The organism is Lichenicola sp. (genome assembly GCF_965198575.1).
In the GTDB taxonomy this organism is placed as follows: Bacteria; Pseudomonadota; Alphaproteobacteria; order Acetobacterales; family Acetobacteraceae; genus Lichenicola.
The window spans coordinates 2,080,597-2,103,082 of sequence record NZ_OZ240671.1 but is presented as its reverse complement, the minus strand read 5'-3'; the positions used below and the strand labels follow the sequence as shown (position 1 = coordinate 2,103,082).

Annotated in this window: 19 protein-coding genes; 10 read left to right on the top strand and 9 right to left on the bottom strand. The window is 68.4% G+C overall.

Translation table 11 applies throughout. The features are described 5' to 3' along the window. Positions 1-10 precede the first annotated feature (10 nt). From hpnD to ACOEQ2_RS09635, 5 genes are all read left to right on the top strand, one after another. Positions 11-889 (top strand): presqualene diphosphate synthase HpnD, encoded by an 879-nt coding sequence (hpnD, locus tag ACOEQ2_RS09655; RefSeq protein WP_419727779.1) that lies wholly within the window; start codon positions 11-13, stop codon positions 887-889. A gap of 4 nt (positions 890-893) precedes the next feature. After that, positions 894-2,207 carry a hydroxysqualene dehydroxylase HpnE gene (hpnE, locus tag ACOEQ2_RS09650; RefSeq protein ID WP_419727778.1) on the top strand — a complete coding sequence of 438 codons (1,314 nt, stop codon included), beginning with the start codon at positions 894-896 and terminating at the stop codon, positions 2,205-2,207. A 93-nt stretch (positions 2,208-2,300) separates the two neighbouring features. Next, entirely contained in the window at positions 2,301-4,241 is a 1,941-nt protein-coding gene (shc, locus tag ACOEQ2_RS09645) for a squalene--hopene cyclase (protein ID WP_419731187.1), read from the top strand. Between the two features lie 4 nt (positions 4,242-4,245). Next, complete coding sequence (locus ACOEQ2_RS09640; RefSeq protein WP_419727777.1) at positions 4,246-4,959, top strand: hypothetical protein; 714 nt, start codon at positions 4,246-4,248, stop codon at positions 4,957-4,959. A gap of 115 nt (positions 4,960-5,074) precedes the next feature. Then, the gene (locus tag ACOEQ2_RS09635; RefSeq protein WP_419727776.1) at positions 5,075-7,567 is read left to right on the top strand and encodes a glycosyltransferase family 2 protein; all 2,493 of its coding nucleotides are present in this window, start codon (positions 5,075-5,077) and stop codon (positions 7,565-7,567) included. A 1-nt stretch (position 7,568) separates the two neighbouring features. Here ACOEQ2_RS09635 and ACOEQ2_RS09630 read toward each other — a convergent pair whose 3' ends face one another. Next, the gene (locus tag ACOEQ2_RS09630) at positions 7,569-7,976 is read right to left on the bottom strand and encodes a cupin domain-containing protein (RefSeq protein WP_419727775.1); all 408 of its coding nucleotides are present in this window, start codon (positions 7,974-7,976) and stop codon (positions 7,569-7,571) included. A 22-nt stretch (positions 7,977-7,998) separates the two neighbouring features. Continuing rightward, positions 7,999-8,295, bottom strand: a complete 297-nt coding sequence (locus ACOEQ2_RS09625) for a putative quinol monooxygenase (RefSeq protein WP_419727774.1) — start codon at positions 8,293-8,295, stop codon at positions 7,999-8,001. A gap of 109 nt (positions 8,296-8,404) precedes the next feature. On the opposite strand from ACOEQ2_RS09625, the gene ACOEQ2_RS09620 reads away from it, so the two are divergent. From ACOEQ2_RS09620 to ACOEQ2_RS09610, 3 genes are all read left to right on the top strand, one after another. Further along, the gene (locus ACOEQ2_RS09620; RefSeq protein WP_419727773.1) at positions 8,405-8,608 is read left to right on the top strand and encodes a DUF3311 domain-containing protein; all 204 of its coding nucleotides are present in this window, start codon (positions 8,405-8,407) and stop codon (positions 8,606-8,608) included. Further along, a complete protein-coding gene (locus ACOEQ2_RS09615; RefSeq protein WP_419727772.1) occupies positions 8,605-10,101 on the top strand; it encodes a sodium:solute symporter family protein in 1,497 nt (498 codons plus the stop codon). Before ACOEQ2_RS09620 ends, ACOEQ2_RS09615 begins: the two co-directional genes overlap by 4 nt. Before the next feature lie 146 nt (positions 10,102-10,247). Further along, positions 10,248-12,128 carry an AI-2E family transporter gene (locus tag ACOEQ2_RS09610; RefSeq protein WP_419727771.1) on the top strand — a complete coding sequence of 627 codons (1,881 nt, stop codon included), beginning with the start codon at positions 10,248-10,250 and terminating at the stop codon, positions 12,126-12,128. A 7-nt stretch (positions 12,129-12,135) separates the two neighbouring features. Here the strand turns inward: ACOEQ2_RS09610 and ACOEQ2_RS09605 are convergent, their stop codons facing one another. The 7 genes from ACOEQ2_RS09605 to ACOEQ2_RS09575 all read right to left on the bottom strand — a co-directional run bounded on the left by ACOEQ2_RS09605 (position 12,136) and on the right by ACOEQ2_RS09575 (position 19,686). Next, a complete protein-coding gene (locus ACOEQ2_RS09605; RefSeq protein WP_419727770.1) occupies positions 12,136-12,468 on the bottom strand; it encodes a hypothetical protein in 333 nt (110 codons plus the stop codon). A 53-nt stretch (positions 12,469-12,521) separates the two neighbouring features. Beyond that, on the bottom strand, positions 12,522-13,214 hold the full coding sequence (trmB, locus tag ACOEQ2_RS09600; protein WP_419727769.1) for a tRNA (guanine(46)-N(7))-methyltransferase TrmB: 693 nt from the start codon (positions 13,212-13,214) through the stop codon (positions 12,522-12,524). A 12-nt stretch (positions 13,215-13,226) separates the two neighbouring features. Further along, positions 13,227-14,417 carry a methionine adenosyltransferase gene (gene metK, locus ACOEQ2_RS09595; protein ID WP_419727768.1) on the bottom strand — a complete coding sequence of 397 codons (1,191 nt, stop codon included), beginning with the start codon at positions 14,415-14,417 and terminating at the stop codon, positions 13,227-13,229. A 134-nt stretch (positions 14,418-14,551) separates the two neighbouring features. Next, entirely contained in the window at positions 14,552-15,322 is a 771-nt protein-coding gene (gene dapB / locus ACOEQ2_RS09590) for a 4-hydroxy-tetrahydrodipicolinate reductase (RefSeq protein WP_419727767.1), read from the bottom strand. A gap of 195 nt (positions 15,323-15,517) precedes the next feature. Next, entirely contained in the window at positions 15,518-16,660 is a 1,143-nt protein-coding gene (dnaJ, locus tag ACOEQ2_RS09585) for a molecular chaperone DnaJ (protein ID WP_419727766.1), read from the bottom strand. A gap of 136 nt (positions 16,661-16,796) precedes the next feature. Then, positions 16,797-18,749, bottom strand: coding sequence for a molecular chaperone DnaK (dnaK, locus tag ACOEQ2_RS09580; protein WP_419727765.1), 1,953 nt, complete (start codon positions 18,747-18,749; stop codon positions 16,797-16,799). A gap of 205 nt (positions 18,750-18,954) precedes the next feature. Continuing rightward, entirely contained in the window at positions 18,955-19,686 is a 732-nt protein-coding gene (locus ACOEQ2_RS09575; protein ID WP_419727764.1) for a nucleotide exchange factor GrpE, read from the bottom strand. A 184-nt stretch (positions 19,687-19,870) separates the two neighbouring features. On the opposite strand from ACOEQ2_RS09575, the gene ACOEQ2_RS09570 reads away from it, so the two are divergent. Then, positions 19,871-20,581, top strand: coding sequence for a response regulator transcription factor (locus ACOEQ2_RS09570; protein WP_419727763.1), 711 nt, complete (start codon positions 19,871-19,873; stop codon positions 20,579-20,581). A gap of 132 nt (positions 20,582-20,713) precedes the next feature. Beyond that, the gene (locus tag ACOEQ2_RS09565; RefSeq protein ID WP_419731186.1) at positions 20,714-22,465 is read left to right on the top strand and encodes a stimulus-sensing domain-containing protein; all 1,752 of its coding nucleotides are present in this window, start codon (positions 20,714-20,716) and stop codon (positions 22,463-22,465) included. Positions 22,466-22,486: the final 21 nt, after the last annotated feature.

Sequence of the window (22,486 nt, the reverse complement as noted above, 5' to 3'; positions counted from 1 at the left end):
GACCCGCCTCATGCCCCCCCCGCCTAAGCAAACACCTACACCGCTCGATTGCGCGAAGCCGGACCTCGACGTGGTCGAGCAGATCGTCCGCCGCTCCGGAACCTCGTTCGCTCGCGGCATGAGCGTGCTGCCCCCCGACCGCCGCTACGCCATGTACGCGATCTACGCCTTCTGCCGCCTGGTCGATGACGTCGCCGACGAGGACGCCCCGTTCGAGAGCAAGCTGCCCCGCCTGCAGGAGTGGCGCGGCCGCATCGCCGGGCTCTACGAGGGATGCGCCGCCGACCCGCTGGACCGTGTCCTTGCAGCGGCGATCGAGCGCTACGACCTCCGCGAGACCGATTTCGCCGCGGTCATCGACGGCATGCAGATGGATGCGGAGGAGGTGATCGTCGCCCCCGACCTGGCCAAGCTCGATCTCTATTGCGATCGGGCCGCCTCGGCGGTGGGGCGGCTCTCGGTGCGGGCGTTCGGCGATGCCTCCCCGGCAGCCGACCAGGTGGCGTTCCATCTCGGCCGCGCGCTGCAGCTCACCAACATCCTGCGCGACATCGCAGAGGACGCCGAACGCGGCCGGCTCTATCTGCCGCGCGAGGTGCTGGACGAGGCCGGCGTCCCCACCGATCCGGATGGCGCGCTGACCTCACCCCGGCTGCCCGCCGCCTGCCGGATCCTGGCCGCCCGCGCCGCATTGCATTTCAAGTCCGCCCGCGCTGCCATGCGACGCTGCAACCGCCGGGCGATGCGCCCCGCCCGGCTGATGGCAGCGAGCTACGGCGCAATCCTGGCTGCATTGCTCAAGGCCGACTGGCGCGATCCCACCCGCCGCGTTTCCGCACCCAAATGGCGCAAGCTGCTGATCGGCCTGCGCGCCCTGGTGCCGGTCTGACACCATGAGCGGAACCGTCCACATCGTCGGCGGCGGCCTGGCCGGTCTGAGTGCCGCGCTGGAACTGGCGGAAGCCGGCCGCCGGGTGACGATCTACGAGGGCGGCCCGGCGCTCGGCGGACGCGCCCGCTCCTACGAAGACAAGCAGCTCGGCTGCCGGCTCGATAACGGCAACCACCTGCTGCTTTCCGCGAATGAGACCGTGTTCGCCTATCTCGACCGCATCGGCGCCCGCCACACCCTGGTCGGTCCCGGCGCGCCGATCTTCCCGTTCCACGACCTCGCTGCCGGCCTCGACTGGACCGTGCGGCTCTCCCCCGGCCGCATCCCCTGGTGGGTATTCTCCAACCGGCGCGGCGTGCCCGGCATGCGCCTGAAGGAGCTCGGCGGCCTGCTGAAGCTGATGCGGGCTCGCGGCGACCAGACCGTGTCGGAGTGCCTGGACCCCGGTGCACTGGCCGACCGGCTGATGATCCCGCTGGCGGTCTCGGCGCTGAACACCCGACCCGAGATCGCCAGTGCCGCGCTCATGGGTGCGGTGATGCGCGAGAGCATGGCCAAGGGCGGCAGCGCCTGCGTGCCGTGGTTCCCGGCAATCGGGCTGTCGGAAAGCCTGGTTGATCCGGCGACCGTGCGGCTGCAGCAGCTCGGCGTGACGATCCGTACCGGCGCCCGCGTCGCCGGCCTGGGGCTGGTGCATGGCCGGGTCGGCACCATGCTGTTGCCGGAGGGCCGGGTCGAACTCGCACCCGGCGACCAGATGATCCTGGCGGTGCCGGCACATTCGGCGCGCGACGTGGCTGCGGGGGTGCTGCCGGACATGACCGCGCCGACCGAGTACGAGAGCATCCTCAACCTGCACTACCGCGCCGACGTGCTGGACCGACTCACCGGTGACCTCGCCCGCGCCGGCTTTGCCGGCGTCGTCGGCGGCATGGCGGAGTGGGTGTTCGTCAAGCCTGGCATCCTGTCGGTGACCGTGAGTGCGGCCAACCACCTGGCCGACCACAGCGCCGCAGCGCTCGCAGCCACGATCTGGCGCGAGGTCCGTGCCGTGGTGTCGCCTGCGCTTCAGCCCGGCACGACGCTCCCGGACGCGCTGCCGCCGCACCGCGTGGTCCGCGAGAAACGCGCCACGTTTGCCGCGACCCCGGCGCAGGACCGGCTGCGGCCGCAATGTCGCACGTCGGTCCCGAACCTCGTGCTGGCCGGCGACTGGACCGCTACAGGCTTGCCCGCCACCATTGAAGGTGCAATGAGGTCCGGCTTGGTTGCGGCCAGGGCCCTGGGTCCCGGCTCGAGGCCACCACTGACCTGAGCGAGTATGGATGAAATCCGGTCATCAATGCGCTCCGGCCATCCGCGGGCTGGGGCGACCAAGGTGCTGAGCACCGTGCAAGAGCGGGACGCCCTGCTGGCGGACGCAGTGTCCGATCCGGCAGACGAGATCCTCGCCGAGGCGATCGACCGGGGCAGGGCAGCGCTGGCGGCGCGGCAGAAGCCGGACGGCCACTGGCTGTTCGACCTCGAGGCCGATGCCACGATCCCCGCCGAGTATGTGCTGCTCGAGCATTATCTCGATCGCATCGACCCTGCCCTGCAGGCGCGCATCGGCGTGTATCTGCGCCGCATCCAGGGCGCTCATGGCGGCTGGCCGCTGTATCACGGCGGCCGCTTCGACCTGTCCGCCACGGTCAAGGCGTACTACGCGCTCAAGCTGATCGGCGACGACATCGACGCGCCGCACATGCGCAAGGCCCGCGAGGGGATCCTGGCGGCCGGTGGTGCCGAGCGCAGCAACGTCTTCACGCGATTCCAGCTGGCCCTGTTCGGCGAGGTGCCGTGGCGCGGCGTGCCCTGCATGCCGGTCGAGATCGTGCTGCTGCCGAAGTGGTTCTTCTTCAACATCTGGAACATGTCGTACTGGTCGCGCACCGTCGTGGCGCCGATGCTGGTGCTGGGTGCACTGCGCCCGCGCGCGCGAAATCCGCGCGGCGTCCGGGTGCAGGAGCTGTTCGCCAAGAACCCCGAGCGGGTGCGCGACTGGATCCGCGGTCCATACCGGTCCGCCTGGGGCCCGGTCTTCAAGCAGATCGACGCGCTGGTGAGACCGGCCGAGCGCCTGATGCCGCGGCTGATCCGGTCCTATGCGATCCGCCGCACGCGCCGCTTCATCGAGCCGCGCCTGAACGGTGTCGACGGGCTCGGCGCGATCTACCCGGCGATGGCCAACACCGTGATGATGTACGACGCGCTGGGCGTATCCCCCGCGCATCCGAACGCCGCCACTGCCTGGGAGGCCGTCCGCCGGCTGCTGGTCGACCAGGGCGACGAGACCTATTGCCAGCCCTGCGTGTCGCCGATCTGGGACACCAGCCTCGCCGGCCATGCCATCGCCGAAGCCGAGTTGGCCGGGGCACCGTCGCACCCGGGCCTCGACGACGCCACCGCCTGGCTGCGCGATCGCCAGGTGCTCGACGTCAAGGGCGACTGGGCGGTGCGCAACCCGACCCTCGATCCCGGCGGCTGGGCGTTCCAGTACAACAACGCGTACTACCCCGACGTCGACGACACCGCCGTGGTGGGCATGCTGCTGCACCGCCACGATGCCGACGGCAACACCGAGGCGCTGGTGCGCGCGCGCCGCTGGATCGTCGGCATGCAGAGCACGAACGGCGGCTGGGGCGCCTTCGACATCGACAACAACACCAGCATCCTCAACCACATCCCGTTCGCCGACCATGGCGCGCTGCTCGACCCGCCGACCGCCGACGTGACCGCGCGCTGCCTCTCCTTCCTGGCCCAGCTCGGCTACCCCGAGGACCGGCCGGTGATCGAGCGCGGCGTCGCCTATCTCAGGCGCGACCAGGAGGCCGACGGCAGCTGGTTCGGCCGCTGGGGCACCAACTACATCTATGGCACATGGTCGGTGCTGTGCGCGCTGAACGCGGTCGGGGTGTCGCCGGACGATCCGATGGTGGTGCGCGCAGTCGACTGGCTGATCTCGGTGCAGCGTCCGGATGGCGGCTGGGGCGAGGACTGCGCCACCTTCGAAGGCGGCGAACCCGGGCGCTACCATGAGAGCCTGCCGTCACAGACCGCCTGGGCGCTGCTCGGGCTGATGGCGGCACAGCGCCGCGAGCATCCGGCGGTGGCGCGCGGCATCGCCAGCCTGGCCGCCGCCCAGGACGCCAACGGCGAATGGCAGGAGCAGCCGTACAACGCGGTCGGTTTCCCGCGGGTGTTCTACCTCCGCTACCACGGCTACCGGCTGTTCTTCCCGCTGCTGGCCCTGGCCCGCTACCGCAATCTCGGCCGCAGCAACAGCAGCCGGGTCACCTACGGCTTCTAGGCGATTGCCCGTCGGTGAGGCGTCCGCCCTGGCGCGCGACCCGGGCCTCGGGATCGTCGTCGGGCTGCGGGCCGAAGCGAAGCTGGCGCGCACGCTGTTCCCGGCTGCCATGATCGGCATCAGCGGCGCCACCCCGGATGGCGCCAGGCGGGCCGTGTCCGGGTTGCTGGCGCAAGGTGCGACCCGCTTGTTGAGCTTCGGACTGGCGGCGGGTCTCGATCCGGACCTGCGCGCCGGTGACGTGCTGCTACCGGACGCCGTGGTCGTGGATGGCGCGCGCCTGCCTACCGACCCCGGCCTCCGCGCGCTGCTCGCGGCAGGCCGCACGATTGCCCCGCCGTCCCCTCGCACGCTGCCGTCGCTCGATCTGTTGCTGCACAGCGACATGTTAGTGACGGAGGTAGCGACCAAGGCTCTTCTGCTCGCCCGCTCCGGGTGCAGATCGCTCGATATGGAGAGCGGCCCGGTGGCGCTCGCGGCGACCCGGGCCGGCATCCCGTTCGCCGCCTTGCGGGCGATATGTGACCCTGCGGACCGGACGCTACCGCCGGCAGCCTGCATCGCGCTGCGACCCGACGGGCGCCTGAAGGCGCTGCAGGTGCTAGGGTCGATCCTGCGCCGACCGGGCCAGTTGCCGACCCTGCTGGCCCTCGGGCGCGACGCCTCACGCGCGAAGTGGGCGCTACTCGATGTTAGTCTAGGCTCGCCACCGCGCTAACGATCCTGTAACGCACTGTCTTCGGAGTGAATGCCGACGGAGACAGGTCTTGGCCGATACCAGAACTCAGACGATCGCCGGAAGCCGGGTTGCACGGCCCGCTCCGTCGCCATTCATGGGTTATGTGGACGCCTTCGTCGGCGGGGTTGCCAAGGGATGGGCCGTCAACACGCGCGCGCCGACCGAGCCGACGCGCCTGCATGTGCTGATCGACCGCCAGGAAGTCGGCGTGGTCGTCTGCGACCAGCTCCGCGAGGACGTCCAGCAGGCGCTCGGTCATCCGACCGGCCGGCTCGGCTTCAACTTCACGCTGCCGGACTCCTACGTCGACGGCAACCCGCACACCCTGTCGTTCCGCTTCGGCGACCGGGCCATCGTGCCGCAACTCGATCCCGCCAACTCCGCGGTCCTGCACGAGGAATACGAATTCACCCTGCACCGGCTCTACGAGTTCCAGAGCTTCCTCGACGGCATGAAGCAGGGCGCCCTGCGCGGCTGGGTGCAGCGAGTCGATCCCCGATCTCAACTCCGCGCCGGCGGTTGCCACATCCTGGTCACCGCCAACGGCATGCGGGTCGCCCAGGTGAAGGCCGATCGCTACCGTGGCGATGTGGCGGCGGCACTCGGCGGCGATCCGAATTGCGGCTTCGAGATCATCCTGCCGAACTCGTTCCGCAAGGGCGGCCAGCAGACCTTCCGCTTCATCGTCACGCCGGACGATATCGAGCTCGCCGGCAGCCCGTTGACCACCACCATGGTCGACGACCAGCTCGAGGCGCGCCTGCTCGACATCCAGTCGAAGGTGGAGCGGCTGCACGGCGAGATCACCCGGCTGCGCGCCGACATTTCCGACGTCGTGCCGAAGCCTACCTACAATCTCGGCGATTACGACCGCTGGGCCCGCCGCTACTACGACCGCCTGCGCGCCCGTGTTTCCAGCGACCGTGCACATGATGCGGCAGCCGGAAACCGGGTGGCCACACCGCTGGTGAGCATTCTCTGCCCGACCTACAAGCCGATGATGTCGGATTTCACCGCGGCCGTGGACAGCGTGCTCGCCCAGACCTACGGCAACTGGGAACTCATCATCGTCGATGACGGTGCCAAGTCGCCCGAGATTGCAGCCCGGATCAGGAAATACTGCGAGCAGGACCCGCGCATCCGCGCCATCACCCTGAAAAAGAACCTCGGTATCAGTGGCGCCACCAACGCGGGACTTGCCGAAGTGCGCGGCGATTATGTCGCATTCTTCGATCACGACGACCTGCTTGTCGATGTCGCAATCGAGTTGATGGTGAACGCGGCCCTGCGCACCGGCGCCAGGATGCTCTATTCCGACGAGGACAAGATCGACCAGGCCGGCTACTTCCTCGAGCCGAACCTCAAGCCCGACTATAATTACCGCTACCTGCTCGGCTGCAACTACATCTGCCACCTGCTGTTCGTCGAGGCCAAGACGCTGGCCGCGGTGGGCGAGCTGCGTGCGACCTATGACGGTGCCCAGGACCACGACCTGATCCTGCGCCTGGTCGAGCAGATCCCGGCGACCGAGGTGCATCATGTGCCTGAGGTGCTGTACCACTGGCGCAAGACACCGAACTCGACCGCGGTAAATATCGGCAACAAGGGCTATGCGATCGATGCCGGCGTGCAGGCGGTCTCGGACCATCTCGAGCGGCGCGGCATCCCGGCGAAGGTCAGCTCGATCCGCGGCCTGACGCTGTACGGTATCGAGTGGTTGCAGAAACTGCAGCCGAGTGTCTCGATCATCATCCCGTTCAAGGATCAGGTCGACACCACGCAGGCCTGCCTGGACGCGCTGCTGGAGCACACCGACTACAAGGCGTTCGACATCGTGCTGGTGAATAACTGGTCGGTGACCCGGGAAGCGGCGGATTTCTGCAAGCGCGTGTCGAAGCTGAAGCGGGTACGCGTGTTGACCGTCGAGGAGGACTTCAACTACTCGCGGCTGAACAACCTGGCGACGCAGGACAACAAGGCCGACTTCTTTTTCTTCATGAACAACGACGTGTTCGTGAACGATCCAGACTGGCTGAAAACGGTCGTCGGAGAAGCACTGTCGTCAGCCGACATCGCGGTCGTCGGCGGCAAGTTCCTGTATCCGAACGACACCATCCAGCATGCCGGCGTGGTGGTCGGACCGGCCGGCGTGGCAGCCCACGTGCATCGTGGCGCGCCGCTGACCGATTACGGCTATATCGGCCGCGCGCTGCTGAGCCACGAGGTCTCCGCGGTGACCGCGGCGGGCATGCTGATACGCGCCGACGTCTTCCGCCAGGTCGGCGGTTTCGACGAGGAGCACCTGAAGGTCGCCTACAACGATGTCGATCTCTGCCTGAAGGTATGCGATGCGGGCTACCGGATCGTGTGGTGCGCCGAGTTCGTGGCCTACCACCATGAGAGCCTGTCACGCGGCAGCGACGACCGCCCCGAGCACGAGGCGCGCTTCTATGCGGAGACACAGACGATGCAGGAGCGCTGGGGCGAAAACGCGCGCTATCGCCGCGACCCGTTCTACAGCAAGCACTTCACCGTCGATCGCCAGCCCTTCTTCGACCTGGTCGATCCGGCGGTCGAGGCGGAATAACTCAGTCGGTCGGGCCAGCGCCGTATTCCGCGTCGGTCACCTTTTCCATCCAGTCCGCCACCTGGCCGTCGAGCGCCTCCTGGATGGCGATGTGCGTCACGCCGGTCGTCGCCGCCGCGCCATGCCAGTGCCGCTGACCCGGTGGGAACCAGATCACGTCGCCCGCCCGGATCTCGACGATCGGCTCGCCCTCGACCTGCGCCCATCCGCATCCGTCGGTCACGATCAGCGTCTGGCCGAGCGGGTGGGTGTGCCAGGCGGTCCGCGCACCCGGCTCGAAGGTGACGTTGGCGCATGCGACCCGAGCCGGTGCCGGGGCACTGTTCAACGGCTCCACACGGACGCTGCCGGTGAACCATTCCGCAGGTCCCGCATTCGACGGCCGCGATCCGGCCCGTTTCAGTTCCATGATCCTGCTCCTTGCCTGTCGATCAACCCAACGGCCGCAACACCAGCACCTGCAACGGCAGGGCTACGAGCGGTTCGATCGCCACCGCAAACGCCTGCAGATGCGGGGTCCGGTTATGTGCGTCGAGCGCTGCCTGGCTCTCCCAATCCTCGATGAACACGAAGCGGTCAGGGTCCTGCACGTCGCGATGAGGCACGTAGCTGAGACAGCCCGTCTCGCCACGCGTCGCCGCAACGACCGCCTCGATCGCCTTCATGATCGCATCCGCCTGGCCGGCCCGTGCAACAACCACGGCCACCACGTGCACGCTGTCGGCCATGTCGCTCTCCCTCTTGCCGCAAGCCAGCTTGATCCCTGCCGCGCGATCCGCCAAGCAGGCCGAACGCCCACACCCCGGATGGCGACCGGCGACAAGGAGCCTCCGCATCGTGGAACCCCGTTTCCGGCGCCTGCGCCCGATCCTCGTCCACGCGTTGCTGCTGCTGCCGTGCGTCGGGCTGTTCTGGGTGCCGTTCTATGACCGCGCGGAGCCGGCGCTATTCGGCTTTCCGTTCTTCTACTGGTACCAGCTCGCCTGGGTGCCGCTGACCTCGCTGGTGATCTGGCTGGTCTGGAAGTTTGGACGCGCATGACCGCCGCCACCATCGTGCCCTCACCCGGACCGGCCGCGATCGCCGTCTTCCTGCTGTTCTTCGGCGTGACGATCCTGCTCGGCGCCTCGGCCAGCCGTCGCAAGCGACACAGAGCCGGCGACGAGGAATGGAGCCTCGGCGGCCGCTCGTTCGGCACCTGGGTGACCTGGTTCCTGGTCGGCGGCGACTTCTACACCGCCTACACGGTGATCGCGGTGCCGGCACTGGTCTATGCCACCGGCGCATACGGCTTCTTCGCGCTGCCCTACACCATCATCGTGTATCCGTTCGTGTATGCCGTGATGCCGGTGCTGTGGCGCATCGCCAAGGCCGGCGGCCACGCCACCGCAGCCGACATCGTCCGGGCACGGTTCGCCAGCATCCCCCTCGAGTGGGTCGTTGCCGCGACCGGGCTGTTGGCGGTGATCCCCTACATCGCGCTGCAGCTGGTCGGCATCCGCACCGTGCTGGCCGCACTCGGACTGCCGGGCGAGATCCCGCTGCTCGCGGCATTCCTGTCGCTCGCCGCCTACACCTGGTTCGGCGGCCTGCACGCGCCGGCCAAGACCGCGTTCCTCAAGGACGTGATGATCTACATCGCGGTGATCGCCGCGGTCACCGTGATCCCCCGCCATCTCGGTGGCTACGGCGCGATGTTCGCCAATGCAGCCGCCCACATGCACACCGCCAAGCCGGGATCGGTCCCTGCCGGCCATGTGCTCGGCACGGGCCAGTCGATCCCGTACGCCACCCTGGCGCTGAGTTCCGCACTCGCTGCGTTCCTGTATCCGCACACCCTCACCGGCGTGCTGGCGGCCCGCGACGCCGAGACCATCCGGCGCAATGCGGTGATGCTGCCGGCCTACACGCTGCTGCTCGGGCTGATCGCCATGCTCGGACTGATGGCGCACGCCGCCGGCATCGTCACGACGCATCCGAATGCGGTGGTGCCGCTGCTGTTCCTGACGATCTTCCCGGGCTGGTTCGCCGGCTTTGCGTTCGCCGCCATCGCCATCGGCGCACTGGTGCCCGCTGCGGTCATGGCGATCGGCGCTGCCAACCTGGTGACCCGCAACCTGTTGCCGGCCAGGCTGTCCGCATCGGATGGCGGTGACCGCGTCGCCCGGATCGCCGCGTTGCTGGTCAAGCTCGCGGCACTCGGCTGCGTGCTGCTGCTCGCTCCGCAATTCGCCATCGACCTGCAGCTGCTCGGCGGCGTGTGGATCCTGCAGACGCTGCCCGCCCTGGTGCTCGGGCTGCTTCCGATCGGTCTGTCCAGCACCGGGCTGCTTGCCGGCTGGGCGGTGGGCATGGCAGCGGGGAGCTGGATCGTGTTCGCCGACGGATTGAAGCCGGTGCACGCGCTGCATCTCGCCGGCCACACCGTCGGCCTCTCCACCGGGTTGCTGGCGCTGGTCCTGAACGTGGTCGTGGCGCTGGTCGTGTCGCGGTTGTCGAGCACGCGCACGTCGACTCCACCCGGAACGACCTGAAACCGCAGCGTCACACCCACGTTCATTGCGTTATCAACATGGCAGGGCCGTCAGCCATGCAAGAGATCGGCTCCATTCCGTCCCTGACCGCCCGACCCCGACCGACCGCTCGCGGTGCCGCGGTGGCCGCGACGGAGTTACCCGGCATGCGCGGACTGCTCACCTTGCAGGTCGGCGTGGTGCTGATCGCGGCACTGTATTTCGGCAGCAGCATCTGCATCCCGTTCGTCTTGGCCGTGATGCTGAGCTTCCTGCTGCAGCCGCTCAACGGCCTGCTGCGGCGCTGGCATTTCGGGCGCTGGCCCTCGGCATCGCTGTCGGTGCTGTTCGCGCTGGCGCTGCTGGCCGGGATGGCATGGCTGATCGGCATCCAGGCGATGGGCCTGACCCACCAGCTCGCCGCCGACCAGCCGACCATCGAGCGCAAGCTCGACGCTCTGCACCATTTGACCGAAGGCCGCTCGGTCGGTGGCCTGCAGCATCTGCGCGACCAGGTCAGCCAGCTCCTCGCCGGTCCACCGCCGGCACCGCCGCCGCCTGGAAATCCCGCCGTCGTCAAACCGGCCCAGGTCGAGGTGGTCGATGCGCCGGCGTCGTCGCTCGCAGTCGCCGAAGGCCTGCTGTCCCGCATCGCCCATCCGCTGGCGACGGCGCTGATCGTGTTTATCGTATCGATCTTCATCCTGCTGCAGCGCGAGGATCTGCGCGACCGGGTGATCCGGCTGTTCGGCACCAGCGACCTGCACCGCACCACCCTGGCGATCGATGACGCCGGCTCCCGCCTCAGCCGCTACTTCCTGACCCAGCTGGCGATCAATGCCGGCTTCGGCTGCCTGATCGCCGGCGGCCTGCTGCTGATCGGCGTGCCGAGCCCGGTGCTCTGGGGCATCCTGGCGATGCTGCTGCGCTTCATCCCGTATTTCGGCACGTTGATGGCCGCGGTGCCACCGGTGCTGCTGGCAGCCGCCTCGTTCCCGGGCTGGGACCACACCATCGAGACCCTAGCGCTTTATCTGCTGGTCGAGCCGGCGGTCGCGCAGTTCATCGAGCCGCTGCTGATCGGGCACAGTACCGGCCTGTCGCCGATCTCGGTCATCCTTGCCGCCACCTTCTGGACCTGGCTGTGGGGCCCGATCGGGCTGATCCTGTCGACGCCGTTGACCCTCTGCACAGTCGTGCTCGGCCGCCATGTCGAGCGGCTGGAGTTCCTGGCCGTGCTGCTGGGCGACCAGCCGGCACTGTCCCCGGTCGAGAGTTTCTACCAGCGCATGCTGGCCGACGATCCGGACGAGGTGGAGGAACAGGCCGACGCCCTGCTGCAGGACGTCGCGCTCTCCACGTACTACGACGAGGTGGTGATCCCCGGGCTGCAGCTGGCGGATCTCGATGTCGGACGCGGCGTGATCGAGGAGGAACACCTGGCCCGCATGCGGGAGGCGATCGTCGAGCTGGTGGCGGAGCTGGACCGCTACCCCGATCTCGATCCGAAGTCCGAGGGCGCCCCGCGGGAGCTGACCCCCGTCGCCCCGATCGACCCGACCGGCCTGTTGCAGCAGCCCGCGGCGAGCGGAATGCTGGACCGCGAGAGCGTTGTCGACGCCGGCTGGCGGGCGGCGCATCCGGTACTGTGCGTGCCGGGCAGCGGTCCGCTCGACGAGGCTGCGATGACGATCCTGGTGCAGATCCTGGCCAAGCATGGCATCGAGGGCCGGATGGTCACGAACGCTTCGACCTCCCGGACGATGATCGCCAGCCTGGATGTCGGGGAGCCGGCGATGATCTGCCTCTGCGCGCTCGGCATCGAGAGCCGGTTGTCACCGTTGCGCTACACTGCCCGCCGCCTGCGCCAGCGCCTGCCCGGGGTGCCGGTATCCGTTGCGTTCTGGCCGGGTGGGGAGATTGATGATCGGCAGCGTCGTCTCTCGCAGACGCTCGGCGCCGACGCGCATGCCCGCTCGCTCAGGGACATGGTGGCAATCTGCCTGCAGGCGGCGGCGAACGAAGCCAGGGACCGCCAGGCCGCCTGAACGCCGATCAGGCCGCAGGAATGCTGTGGCTTTCGGCGATGAAGTGGAAGAAGCGGCCGTTGAAGGGCTTCAGCACCTCCAGCGTGAGGGCGTGGGATTTCGTCTTGATGTCCGATGCCAGCGACTGATCGAGTGCCGCCCTGTCGGCGAAGTCCATCTCCAGGACCATGACGATCGGGATCGCCCCGCGATCGGCCGACAGCACCCGCTGCACCCGGACGTCCAGCACGTTCGGGAACGACCGCCAGATCGGCTCCAACCGACGGGCGACGTCCGCGAAGAAGGCATCCTCCGTGCCGGGCTCGATCGTGCCCTCGTAGATTGCCACACGCGTCAGCATTGCCGTGCACTCCTGCGGAAGAAGGTCCAGCGCGACGACCCGCTTGTGGTTCGTCAGCGCCGAACGAAGCTCCAGTACAACGGCTGCCGGCCGGCCGCGAGCGCCTTGGCCTCGTAGCGTGTCGGCGGCCAGCCCTCCGGACGACCGGTTACGGGTGTTGCCGGATGGAACAGCGTCTGCGCCGCCATCACCTCCATCACCCAGGCCTGGTAGGTCGGATCGTCGCTGGCCACCCGCCAGGTGGCGCCGGGCTTCAGCACGCGCGCGGCCAGCGGGATTGTCTCGGGATGCACGAAACGCCGCTTGGCGTGGCGGGTCTTGGGCCACGGGTCCGGGAACAGCAGGAACATCCGGTCGAGGCACGCATCGGGCAGCAGCCGCAGCAGCGTGCGCGCGTCGTCGTCCCATAGCCGCAGCAGGTCCGGCACCGGGGCGGTGTCCTCGGCACCCTCCGGCACCAGCCGGGACAGCAGCGAGCAAAGTCCGTTCTCGAACACCTCGCAGGCGATCAGCCCGACATCGGGATGCGCTGCGTGCTGTGCAAGCGAATGCTCTCCGCCACCGAACCCGACCTCAAGCCACACCGCCGCCGGAACACGGCCGAAGCCCGACGCCGGGGCAGCCGCATCGGCCCCCGCGAACCGGACCCGCGGCAGCGTCACATCGAGCAGGCGTTGCTGCCGTGGCCGCAACGGATGGCTGCGCTGGCGGCCGTACAGCCGGTCCGGCGGCGGCTTCACCGCCATGACGGGAGCGGCTTACGAGCGGTTGAAGGCCTGGCGCAGGGTGTCCACCAGGTCGGTCTTTTCCCAGGTGAAGCTGTCCAGCGCCGCATCCGGGGTGCGGCCGAAATGACCGTACGCGGAGGTCACCGCATAGATCGGCCGGTTCATCCGCAGGTGCTTGCGGATGCCGCGCGGCGTCAGGTCGACGGTCTCGCGCAGCACCTTCTCCAGCCGTGTCTCGTCGACATCCCTGCCGGTGCCGTCGAGGTCCACATAGACCGAAAGCGGCTGCGACACGCCGATCGCGTACGAGATCTGCAGCGTGCAGCGGTCGGCAAGGCCGGCAGCGACCACGTTCTTCGCCAGGTAGCGGCACACATACGCGGCCGAGCGATCGACCTTGGTCGGATCCTTGCCGGAGAATGCGCCGCCGCCATGCGGTGCAGCTCCGCCGTAGGTGTCGACGATGATCTTGCGCCCGGTCAGGCCGCAATCGCCGTCCGGTCCGCCGATGACGAACACGCCGGTCGGGTTGACGTAGAACTGGTCCTCGGGGACCTCCCAGCCGGCCGGCAGCACGTCCGCCACCACGCCGCGCAGCGCTTCGCGGATGTCGCGCTGGCTCATACCCTCGTCATGCTGGGTCGAGATCACCACGCTGGTGGCACCCACCGGGCGGCCATCGACGTAGCGCAGCGTCACCTGGCTCTTGGCGTCCGGCTGCAGGCCGCGACCGCGCGGGTCGCCGCTCTTCCGGAGCTGGTTCATGCGGCTGAGGATGGCATGCGCGTAATGGATCGGCGCCGGCATCAACGAGTCCGTCTCGCGCGTGGCGAAGCCGAACATGATGCCCTGGTCGCCGGCGCCCTCGTCCTTGTTGCCGGCGCTGTCGACGCCGACCGCGATGTCGGCGGACTGCGCGTGCAGGTAGTACTGCACGTCGGCATTGCGCCAGGAGAAGCCGGACTGGTCGTAGCCGATGTCGCGCACCGCCTCGCGGGTGGCCTCGACGAGCAGTTCCTCGGTCACCGACGCCGGCCCGCGGACCTCACCGGCCAGCACGATGCGGTTGGTGGTCACCAGCGTCTCGCAGGCAACACGCGCCTCCGGATCGGCGCGCAGGAAACAATCCAGCACGGTGTCGCTGATACGGTCGGCGACCTTGTCCGGATGGCCCTCGGACACGGATTCCGACGTGAACAGGAAGTCGCCCTTGTTGCGCATGGTGCTCCTCGTGTGGCGCCTACGGCACGCCTAAGAACCGGATGCGCCAGTCAAGAGCGCCGGAGTTGGGGGTTTGGCGGAAACGGCCAAGGGGGTCAAGAAACAGTGGTTCGATCCGCGGCTCCGGCGAGCGCTCAGCGCAAGCCGAGCACGTCCTGCATGTCGTAGTGGCCCGGCGGTCGGGTGGCAGTCCATCGCGCCGCCCGCACGGCTCCCGCGGCGAACACCCGGCGATCGAAGGCTCGGTGGGTCAGCCCGATCTGTTCGGCGCCGGAGGTGAATAACAGCGTGTGCTCGCCGACGATCTGGCCGCCACGCAAAGCCGCGAAGCCGATGCTGCCGGGCAGGCGGGCGGTGCCATGCCCATCCCGGACAGGCGCGCGCATCTCGTCGAGACTGCCGCCGCGGCCCGCTGCCACCGCCTCGCCAAGTGCCAGGGCGGTGCCCGACGGCGCGTCGACCTTCTGCCGGTGATGCATCTCGAGGATCTCGGCGTCGTAGGCGTCCCCTGGCAAGGCTTCGGCCATTTGCCTGGCCAGCCCGACAACAAGTGCAACTCCGGGCGAGAAGTTTGCCGCCTGGACGATGGGGATGCGAGCCGCCGCCAGGTCGATCCGAAGCTGGGCATCGGCGGACAGCCCGGTGGTGCCCAGCACCCAGGCGACCCCGGCCGTGGCAAGACAGTCGGCGTGGGACGCGGCGGCGCCTGCATGGGTGAAGTCGATCACGACGTCCGAGGCGGCTGCGAGAGCGGCAATGTCGTCGAAGAGCGGGAGATCGATATCGGACGCAACCTGCGCACCGGGGCGGGCGGTACCGCCGGCCAGGACAAGACCGGACATGCGCACTTCGTCGACGAGCAACCGACCGACACGGCCGAGAATACCGGCGATCCCTACGCGCATCGGATACGGATCGGGCGGCGACGCGGCCATTGCAGCCGCGTCGCCTTTGTCCGCCTACGGCTCGGGCGGGGGGGGGACGTCACCGCAGGCATGAGAAGACTTGGACTCCACCGACCGTCGTTTCAACGAGGACGTCACGCCTTGCGCGCATTTCATCCAGTCGCGAGCTTAAGTTAATCGATTCTGCCGTAACCTTCAGCTCTTGCCTTCGAAGAAATCCCGAACCCTGCCGAAGAACCCCTCGGTCTCGGGGTGGCTCTTGTCGTTCTCGGCGCCCTCGGCCTGGAACTCCTCCAGCAGTTCACGCTGGCGCTTGCTGAGGTGGCGCGGCGTCTCGACCGCGAAGACCACATACATGTCGCCGCGCGCGGCACTCCGCAGCACCGAGAAGCCCTTGCCGCGCAGCCTGTGCTGATCGCCGCTCTGGCTGCCCGCGGGCACGGTCAGCTTGGTGCGCGTGCCATCGACCACGGGCACTTCGACATGACCACCCAGGGCCGCCGTCGTCATGCCGAGCGGAACCCGAACCACGACGGTCGCGCCGTCGCGTTGAAAGATCTCGTGCGGCTTTACCCCCACATGCAGATAGAGGTCGCCGTTGGGCGAGCCCTGCGGTCCGGCCTCGCCCTCGCCCTGCACACGCAGCCGGGTGCCGTCCTCGATGCCCGCCGGGATGTCGACCGAGATGCTGCGCTCGCGCTCGACGGTGCCCGCACCTCGGCAGACCTTGCACGGGTTGCGCACCACGCGACCACTGCCGCCGCAGGTCGGGCAACCGCGCTCGACCAGGAAGAAGCCCTGTTGCGCCCTGACCTTGCCGGCACCGTGACAGGTCGGGCAGGTCTCTGCGCCGCGGCTCTTGTCCTCGGAACCGGTGCCGGTGCACGCCTCGCATGTCACGCGGCTCGGCACGCGCAACGGCACCTTGATGCCGGAGAACGCGTCGGTCAGGCTGATCTCGACCTGGGCACGGACATCTGCGCCGGCACGCGGTCGACCACCGCCGCCGCGACGGCCGCCGCCCATCATGTCGCCGAACACCTGGTCGAAGATGTCGCCGAGGCCACCGGCGCCGGCCGCATATTCGAAGCCTCCAGCGCCCGGACCGCCGCCCTCGAACGCGGCATGGCCGTAGCGGTCATAGGCGGCGCGCTTCTGGTCGTCCTTGAGGACGTCGTATGCTTCGTTGAGATCCTTGAAGCGGCCTTCGGCGCTCTTGTCGCCCGGATTGCGGTCCGGGTGATACTTCATGGCGAGTTTGCGATACGCCTTTTTCAGGTCGTCCGCAGAGGCATCCCGGGCGACCTCGAGGGTCGCATAGTAGTCCTGCTTGGCCATGTGTTCCTCACCGGGGACCAGCCAGCGCCCCACTCGAGGGCACGCCTGACGGTCGTCTCCGTAGTGCCTTGAAGAAGGCGCCCGCCTTCAATCCGAAGCGCGGGCGCCCTTTCGTGTCGTCAACCGCCGGAAGCGATCAGGCCGACTTCTTCTTGTCGTCGATGTCCTCGAAGTCGGCATCGACCACGCGCTCGCCGCCAGGAGCGTTGCCGCCCTGGCTCGCACCCGGACCGGCCGACGCACCCGGAGGCGGCTCGCCGGCACCAGCGGCACCTGCAGCGTCGGCACCGGCCTTGTACATCGCCTCGCCGATCTTCATCGACACCTGGGTCAGGCGATCGGTCGCGGCCTTGACCGCCTCGACATCGCTGCCTTCCATGGCTGCCCGGGTCGCCGCGATCGCCGATTCAGCCTCGGCCTTCTCGGCGGCCGGGACCTTGTCGCCATTCTCGGACAGCGTCTTCTCGGTCTGGTGCACCAGGCTCTCGGCCGCGTTGCGGGCCTCGACCGACGCGCGCTTGGCCTTGTCGGCGTCGGCGTTGGCCTCGGCCTCCTTCACCATGCGCTCGATGTCCTTGTCCGACAGGCCACCCGAGGCCTGGATGCGGATCTGCTGCTCCTTGTTGGTCGCCTTGTCCTTGGCGGACACCGACACGATGCCGTTGGCGTCGATGTCGAAGGTGACCTCGATCTGCGGCACGCCGCGCGGCGCCGGCGGAATGCCCATCAGGTCGAACTGGCCAAGCACCTTGTTGTCGGCCGCCATCTCGCGCTCGCCCTGGCTGACCTTGATGGTCACCGCACCCTGGTTGTCCTCGGCGGTCGAGAAGGTCTGGCTCTTCTTGGTCGGGATCGTGGTGTTGCGATCGATCAGGCGCGTGAACACGCCACCGAGCGTCTCGATGCCGAGCGACAGCGGCGTCACGTCGAGCAGCAGCACGTCCTTGACGTCGCCCTTCAGCACGGCGCCCTGGACCGCCGCGCCGATCGCCACGACCTCATCGGGGTTTACGTTGCGGGCCGGCTCCTTGCCGAAGAACTGCTTCACGACCTCGATGACCTTCGGCATGCGGGTCATGCCGCCGACCAGGATCACTTCCTCGATCTCGCTCGCCGTCACCGACGCATCCTTGAGCGCCGCACGGCACGGACCGAGGGTCCGCTCGATCAGGTCGGCGACCAGGCTCTCGAGCTTCGCGCGGCTGAGCTTCAGCACCAGGTGCTTCGGCCCGGAGGCGTCGGCGGTGATGAAGGGCAGGTTGATCTCGGTCTCCTTGGAGGAGGAGAGCTCGATCTTCGCCTTTTCGGCGGCCTCCTTCAGGCGCTGCAGGGCGAGCTTGTCGTTCCGCAGGTCGATGCCCTGCTCGCGCTTGAACTCGTCCGCCAGGTAGGCGATCACGCGGGCATCGAAATCCTCGCCACCGAGGAAGGTGTCGCCGTTGGTCGACTTCACCTCGATCACGCCGTCGCTGATCTCGAGCACGGACACGTCGAAGGTGCCGCCGCCGAGGTCATACACGGCCACGGTGCCGCCGTTGCGCTTCTCGAGGCCATAGGCCAACGCCGCCGCGGTCGGCTCGTTGATGATGCGCAGCACTTCGAGACCGGCGATGCGGCCGGCATCCTTGGTCGCCTGGCGCTGGGCGTCGTTGAAGTAGGCCGGGACGGTGATGACCGCCTGGCTGACCGTCTCACCGAGATAGGTCTCGGCGGTCTCCTTCATCTTGCCGAGCACGAAGGCGGCAATCTGCGACGGCGCGTATTTCTGGCCGCGGGCCTCGACCCAGGCATCGCCGTTCTCGCCCTTGACGATCGCGAACGGGACCAGCGCGCGGTCCTTCTCGACGGTCGGGTCCTCGAAGCGGCGGCCGATCAGGCGCTTTACGGCGTAGAGGGTGTTGGTCGGGTTGGTCACGGCCTGGCGCTTGGCCGCCTGGCCGACCAGCCGCTCGCCGTTCTCGGCGAAGGCGACCATGGAGGGGGTGGTGCGCGCGCCCTCGCTGTTCTCGATCACCCGGTTCTCGTCACCCTCGCGGATGGAGACGCACGAGTTCGTCGTGCCGAGATCGATACCGATTACCTTGCTCATACTGCTCTCCTCGTCAGCGGCAGCGTGCGGCCCGAAGCACCGGACGCCACCCTTTGGAACACCACGTCATATCATGCCGGCAGGCCGGAAAGCTTAACGAAAGCCTCCGTCGCGTGCATTCAATCCGGCTCGGGATGTATTCAGGCCGGACCGTTACGACAAGCCCCGCCGCGGCAATTCTGCCACGAAACGAGGCAGATCGGCATCAGACGGTCCGGTCGAAGCCACCGCCTGCCGGAGCCTGTGCCGACGGACCACCAACCTGTGCACCGGCCTCCGCTTCGTGCTGGCTCGTCGCGAGCACGGCCGGCTCGGACGACTTCGAGACGACCACCATCGCGGGCTTCAGCAACCGGCCGTGCAACGTCCAGGCCGAGGTCCAGGCCTGCAAGACCGTGCCCGGCGGGTGATCGCCACTCGGCTGCTCGGCCATCGCCTGGTGCAGGTTCGCGTCGAAGCTGCTGCCGGTCGGATCGGTGCCGGTGATGCCGTTGCGCTCCAGGATGCCCAGGAACGACCGCTCGACACTCTCGAACCCCTCGCGGAGCTTGGTCACCACCGGATTCTCGTCGGCATCCGCAGGCGGCAGGCTGGAGAGCCCGCGACGCAGGTTCTCGGCCGCCTCGACCACATCCTTGGCGAACTTCTGCACCGCATACTGGCGGGCATCGTCGACATCCCGCTTGGCGCGGGTCCGCACGTTCTGAATCTCGGCCTCGGCGCGCAACCACTTCTCGCGCATCTCCTCGACGGAGCTCTCGAGCGTGCGGATGCGCTCGCTGGCAACGTGCATCAGCTCGTCCGGGCCACCGGCCTCGGCATCGCCCGCAGTCCCCGATCCGTCCTGCGCCCGATCGGCGTCGCTGTGCGGCCTGTCGAAGTTCGGTGGGCCGGCATGGGCGCCTGCAGCCCGATCCTGGTCGTTCGCGGTGTTCATCGTTTCACCGACATGTGTCTGGGGGTGTTCGTCCATGGCGCTGAATTAGGTGACGCCGCGCCCGGGGACAAGCCGCAGGACGCCCGACAGCACCGGAGCCGACCCAATCGCTGCAAGATTTTCAGGCAGATTGGCGCGGCGGGTGTTTCGGGCCACACTCAGAACGAACCCAGGAGCCCCCTTGATGGAGCCGACTAAGCATACGATCGCGCTGGTCGACGATGACCGCAACATCCTGACGTCGGTCTCCATGACACTGGAGGCCGAGGGCTTCCACGTCCGCACCTACACCGACGGCGAAAGTGCCTTGCAGGGACTGACCGCCAAGCCGGTGGACCTTGCCGTGCTGGACATCAAGATGCCCCGGATGGACGGCATGGAACTGCTCCAGCGGCTGCGTGCGAAGTCGCAGCTGCCGGTGATTTTCCTGACCAGCAAGGACGAGGAGGTCGACCAGCTGATGGGCCTCCGCCTCGGCGCCGACGACTACATCACCAAGCCGTTCAGCCAGCGCCTGCTGCTGGAGCGGATCCGGGCGCTGCTGCGTCGTGGCGAGGTGTTGCGTGCCGAGGCCAATGGTGCAGCACCGGCTGGTGTGATGGCGCGCGGCGAGCTGTCGCTGGACGAGACCCGCCACCAGTGCCTGTGGCGCGGCGCCGACATCCAGCTGACCGTCACCGAGTTCCTGCTGGTGAAGGCGCTGGCATCGCGTCCGGGCCTGGTGAAGTCGCGCGACCAGCTGATCGACGCGGCGTACGGCGAGAACATCTATGTCGATGACCGCACCATCGACAGCCACATCAAGCGCGTGCGCAAGAAGTTCCGGCAGATCGACGAGAGCTTCAACCACATCGAGACGCTGTACGGCATCGGCTACCGGTACAAGGAAGAGTAGCCGCCGGTGAAGGCGCTCTCCCTCCCGGGTTGGGCGCCGGTCAAGCGCACGACTCCCGACCCGAAGCCGGCAGCCGCGCCGCAATCGCCGCCCGTCGCGGCCACCGCGCTGAAACGTCGGCGGCGCCGCTGGATGTCGCCGATGATGCGGCGGATCCTGCTCGTCAACGTGGTGCCGCTGGCGCTGCTGGTGGCGACGCTGCTCTATCTCAACCAGTTCCAGAACAGCCTGCTCGAAGCCGAAGTGAGCGCGCTGCGGGAGCAGGCCCGGATCTATGCCGGCGCACTCGGCCAGTCCGCGGTGGCACCGTCGGCGCACCATCCGGCGCACCACCCGCATCCTGCACATGCCGGCACCCCTGGTGTCGCCGGCTCTCCCGCTGCCGCGACGGAGACCGTCACGCCGGACGCCTTCATGCTGGTTCCGGACCTTGCACGCCCGCTGCTGCTGCGACTGACCGAACCGAGCCCGAGCGCGCAGGCACGGCTGTATGCGCCCGACGGCCAGCTGATCGCCGACAGCAGGTCCGACGCAGCCGAGATCGACCAGCACGCTGCCCGGCCGGGCGTCGACAGCAGCGGCAAACCCGTCCCCGGCTCGACCCGGAGCTTCGGCGCATTGCTGGAGCGACTGTACGACCGGCTGCTCGAACTGCTGCCGCAGCAACCTCTGGTGCCATCCGGCCAGTCGAGCCTGGGGCCGTCAGGTTCGGGAGGCGACCCGGACGTGCAGCCGCAGATCCGCGAGCAGCTCAAGCTCGGCGACACCGACAGTTCCGAGACCGCGCCCTTCATCCGGCGTACGACCGACCACAAGCTGCTGGTAACGGTGGCCGAGCCGGTCGCGCATGACGGCCAGACGGTCGGCATCATCCAGCTGACCCGCGAGGCGCGCGAGGTCGACCGCTCGCTGTTCGCCGTGCGGTCCTCGATCCTGGTGCTGTTCTGCGTGGCGCTGGCGATCACCGTGCTGCTGTCGTGGTACCTCTCGCAGACGATCGCGCGGCCGCTGCTTCGCCTGGCGGCGTCGGCGCACGTGATGCGCGAGACCATCGGCCGCAGCGGCAGCGTGCCGCGCCAGCTGCTCGGCCGGCGCGACGAGCTTGGCGAACTGGCGCAGGCGCTGGAGGAGAGTGCGCGGGCGCTGTGGGCGCGGATGGATGCGATCGAGCGATTTGCCGCGGACGTCAGCCACGAGATCAAGAACCCGCTCTCCTCGATCCGCAGCGCCATCGAGACGCTGATGCGCATCGAGGACCCGGCCCAGCAGAAGCGCCTCCTTGCCATCATCAACGACGACGTGCGCCGTCTCGACCGGCTGATCACCGACATCTCCGACGCCAGCCGGATCGACGCGGAACTGTCCCGCTCGATCACCGAGCCGGTCGATGTGGTGCCGATCCTCGCCGTGCTGGCAGAGATCAACCAGGCGACCCGCAAGGAGGGCGACCCGGTGATGCTGGTCGAGGTGCCGTCGGCGCCGGCCCGGCCGCTGGTGGTGGAGGCGGTGGAGGATCGTCTCGTGCAGGTGCTGCGCAACCTGATCGGCAACGCGGCCAGCTTCTCTCCCCCCAATGGTCGCATCACGTTGTCGGTCACCGACCTCGCGTTGCCGGCGCCCGGGATGGTGGAGGTTGCCATCGCCGACGAAGGGCCGGGCATACCGGCTGGAAAGCTCGACGGCATCTTCGACCGCTTCTACTCGGAGCGGCCGGCGGGCGAGAATTTCGGCCAGCATTCCGGGCTCGGGCTGTCGATCAGCCGGCAGATCGTCGAGGCGCTGCGTGGCCAGATCCTGGCGGAGAACCGCATCGACGCCGAAGGGCGGGTCATCGGTGCCCGCTTCATCGTGCGCCTGCCACACGCCGCCGCCATCACGCTATAAAAACGATCACGGCCGGGCGGC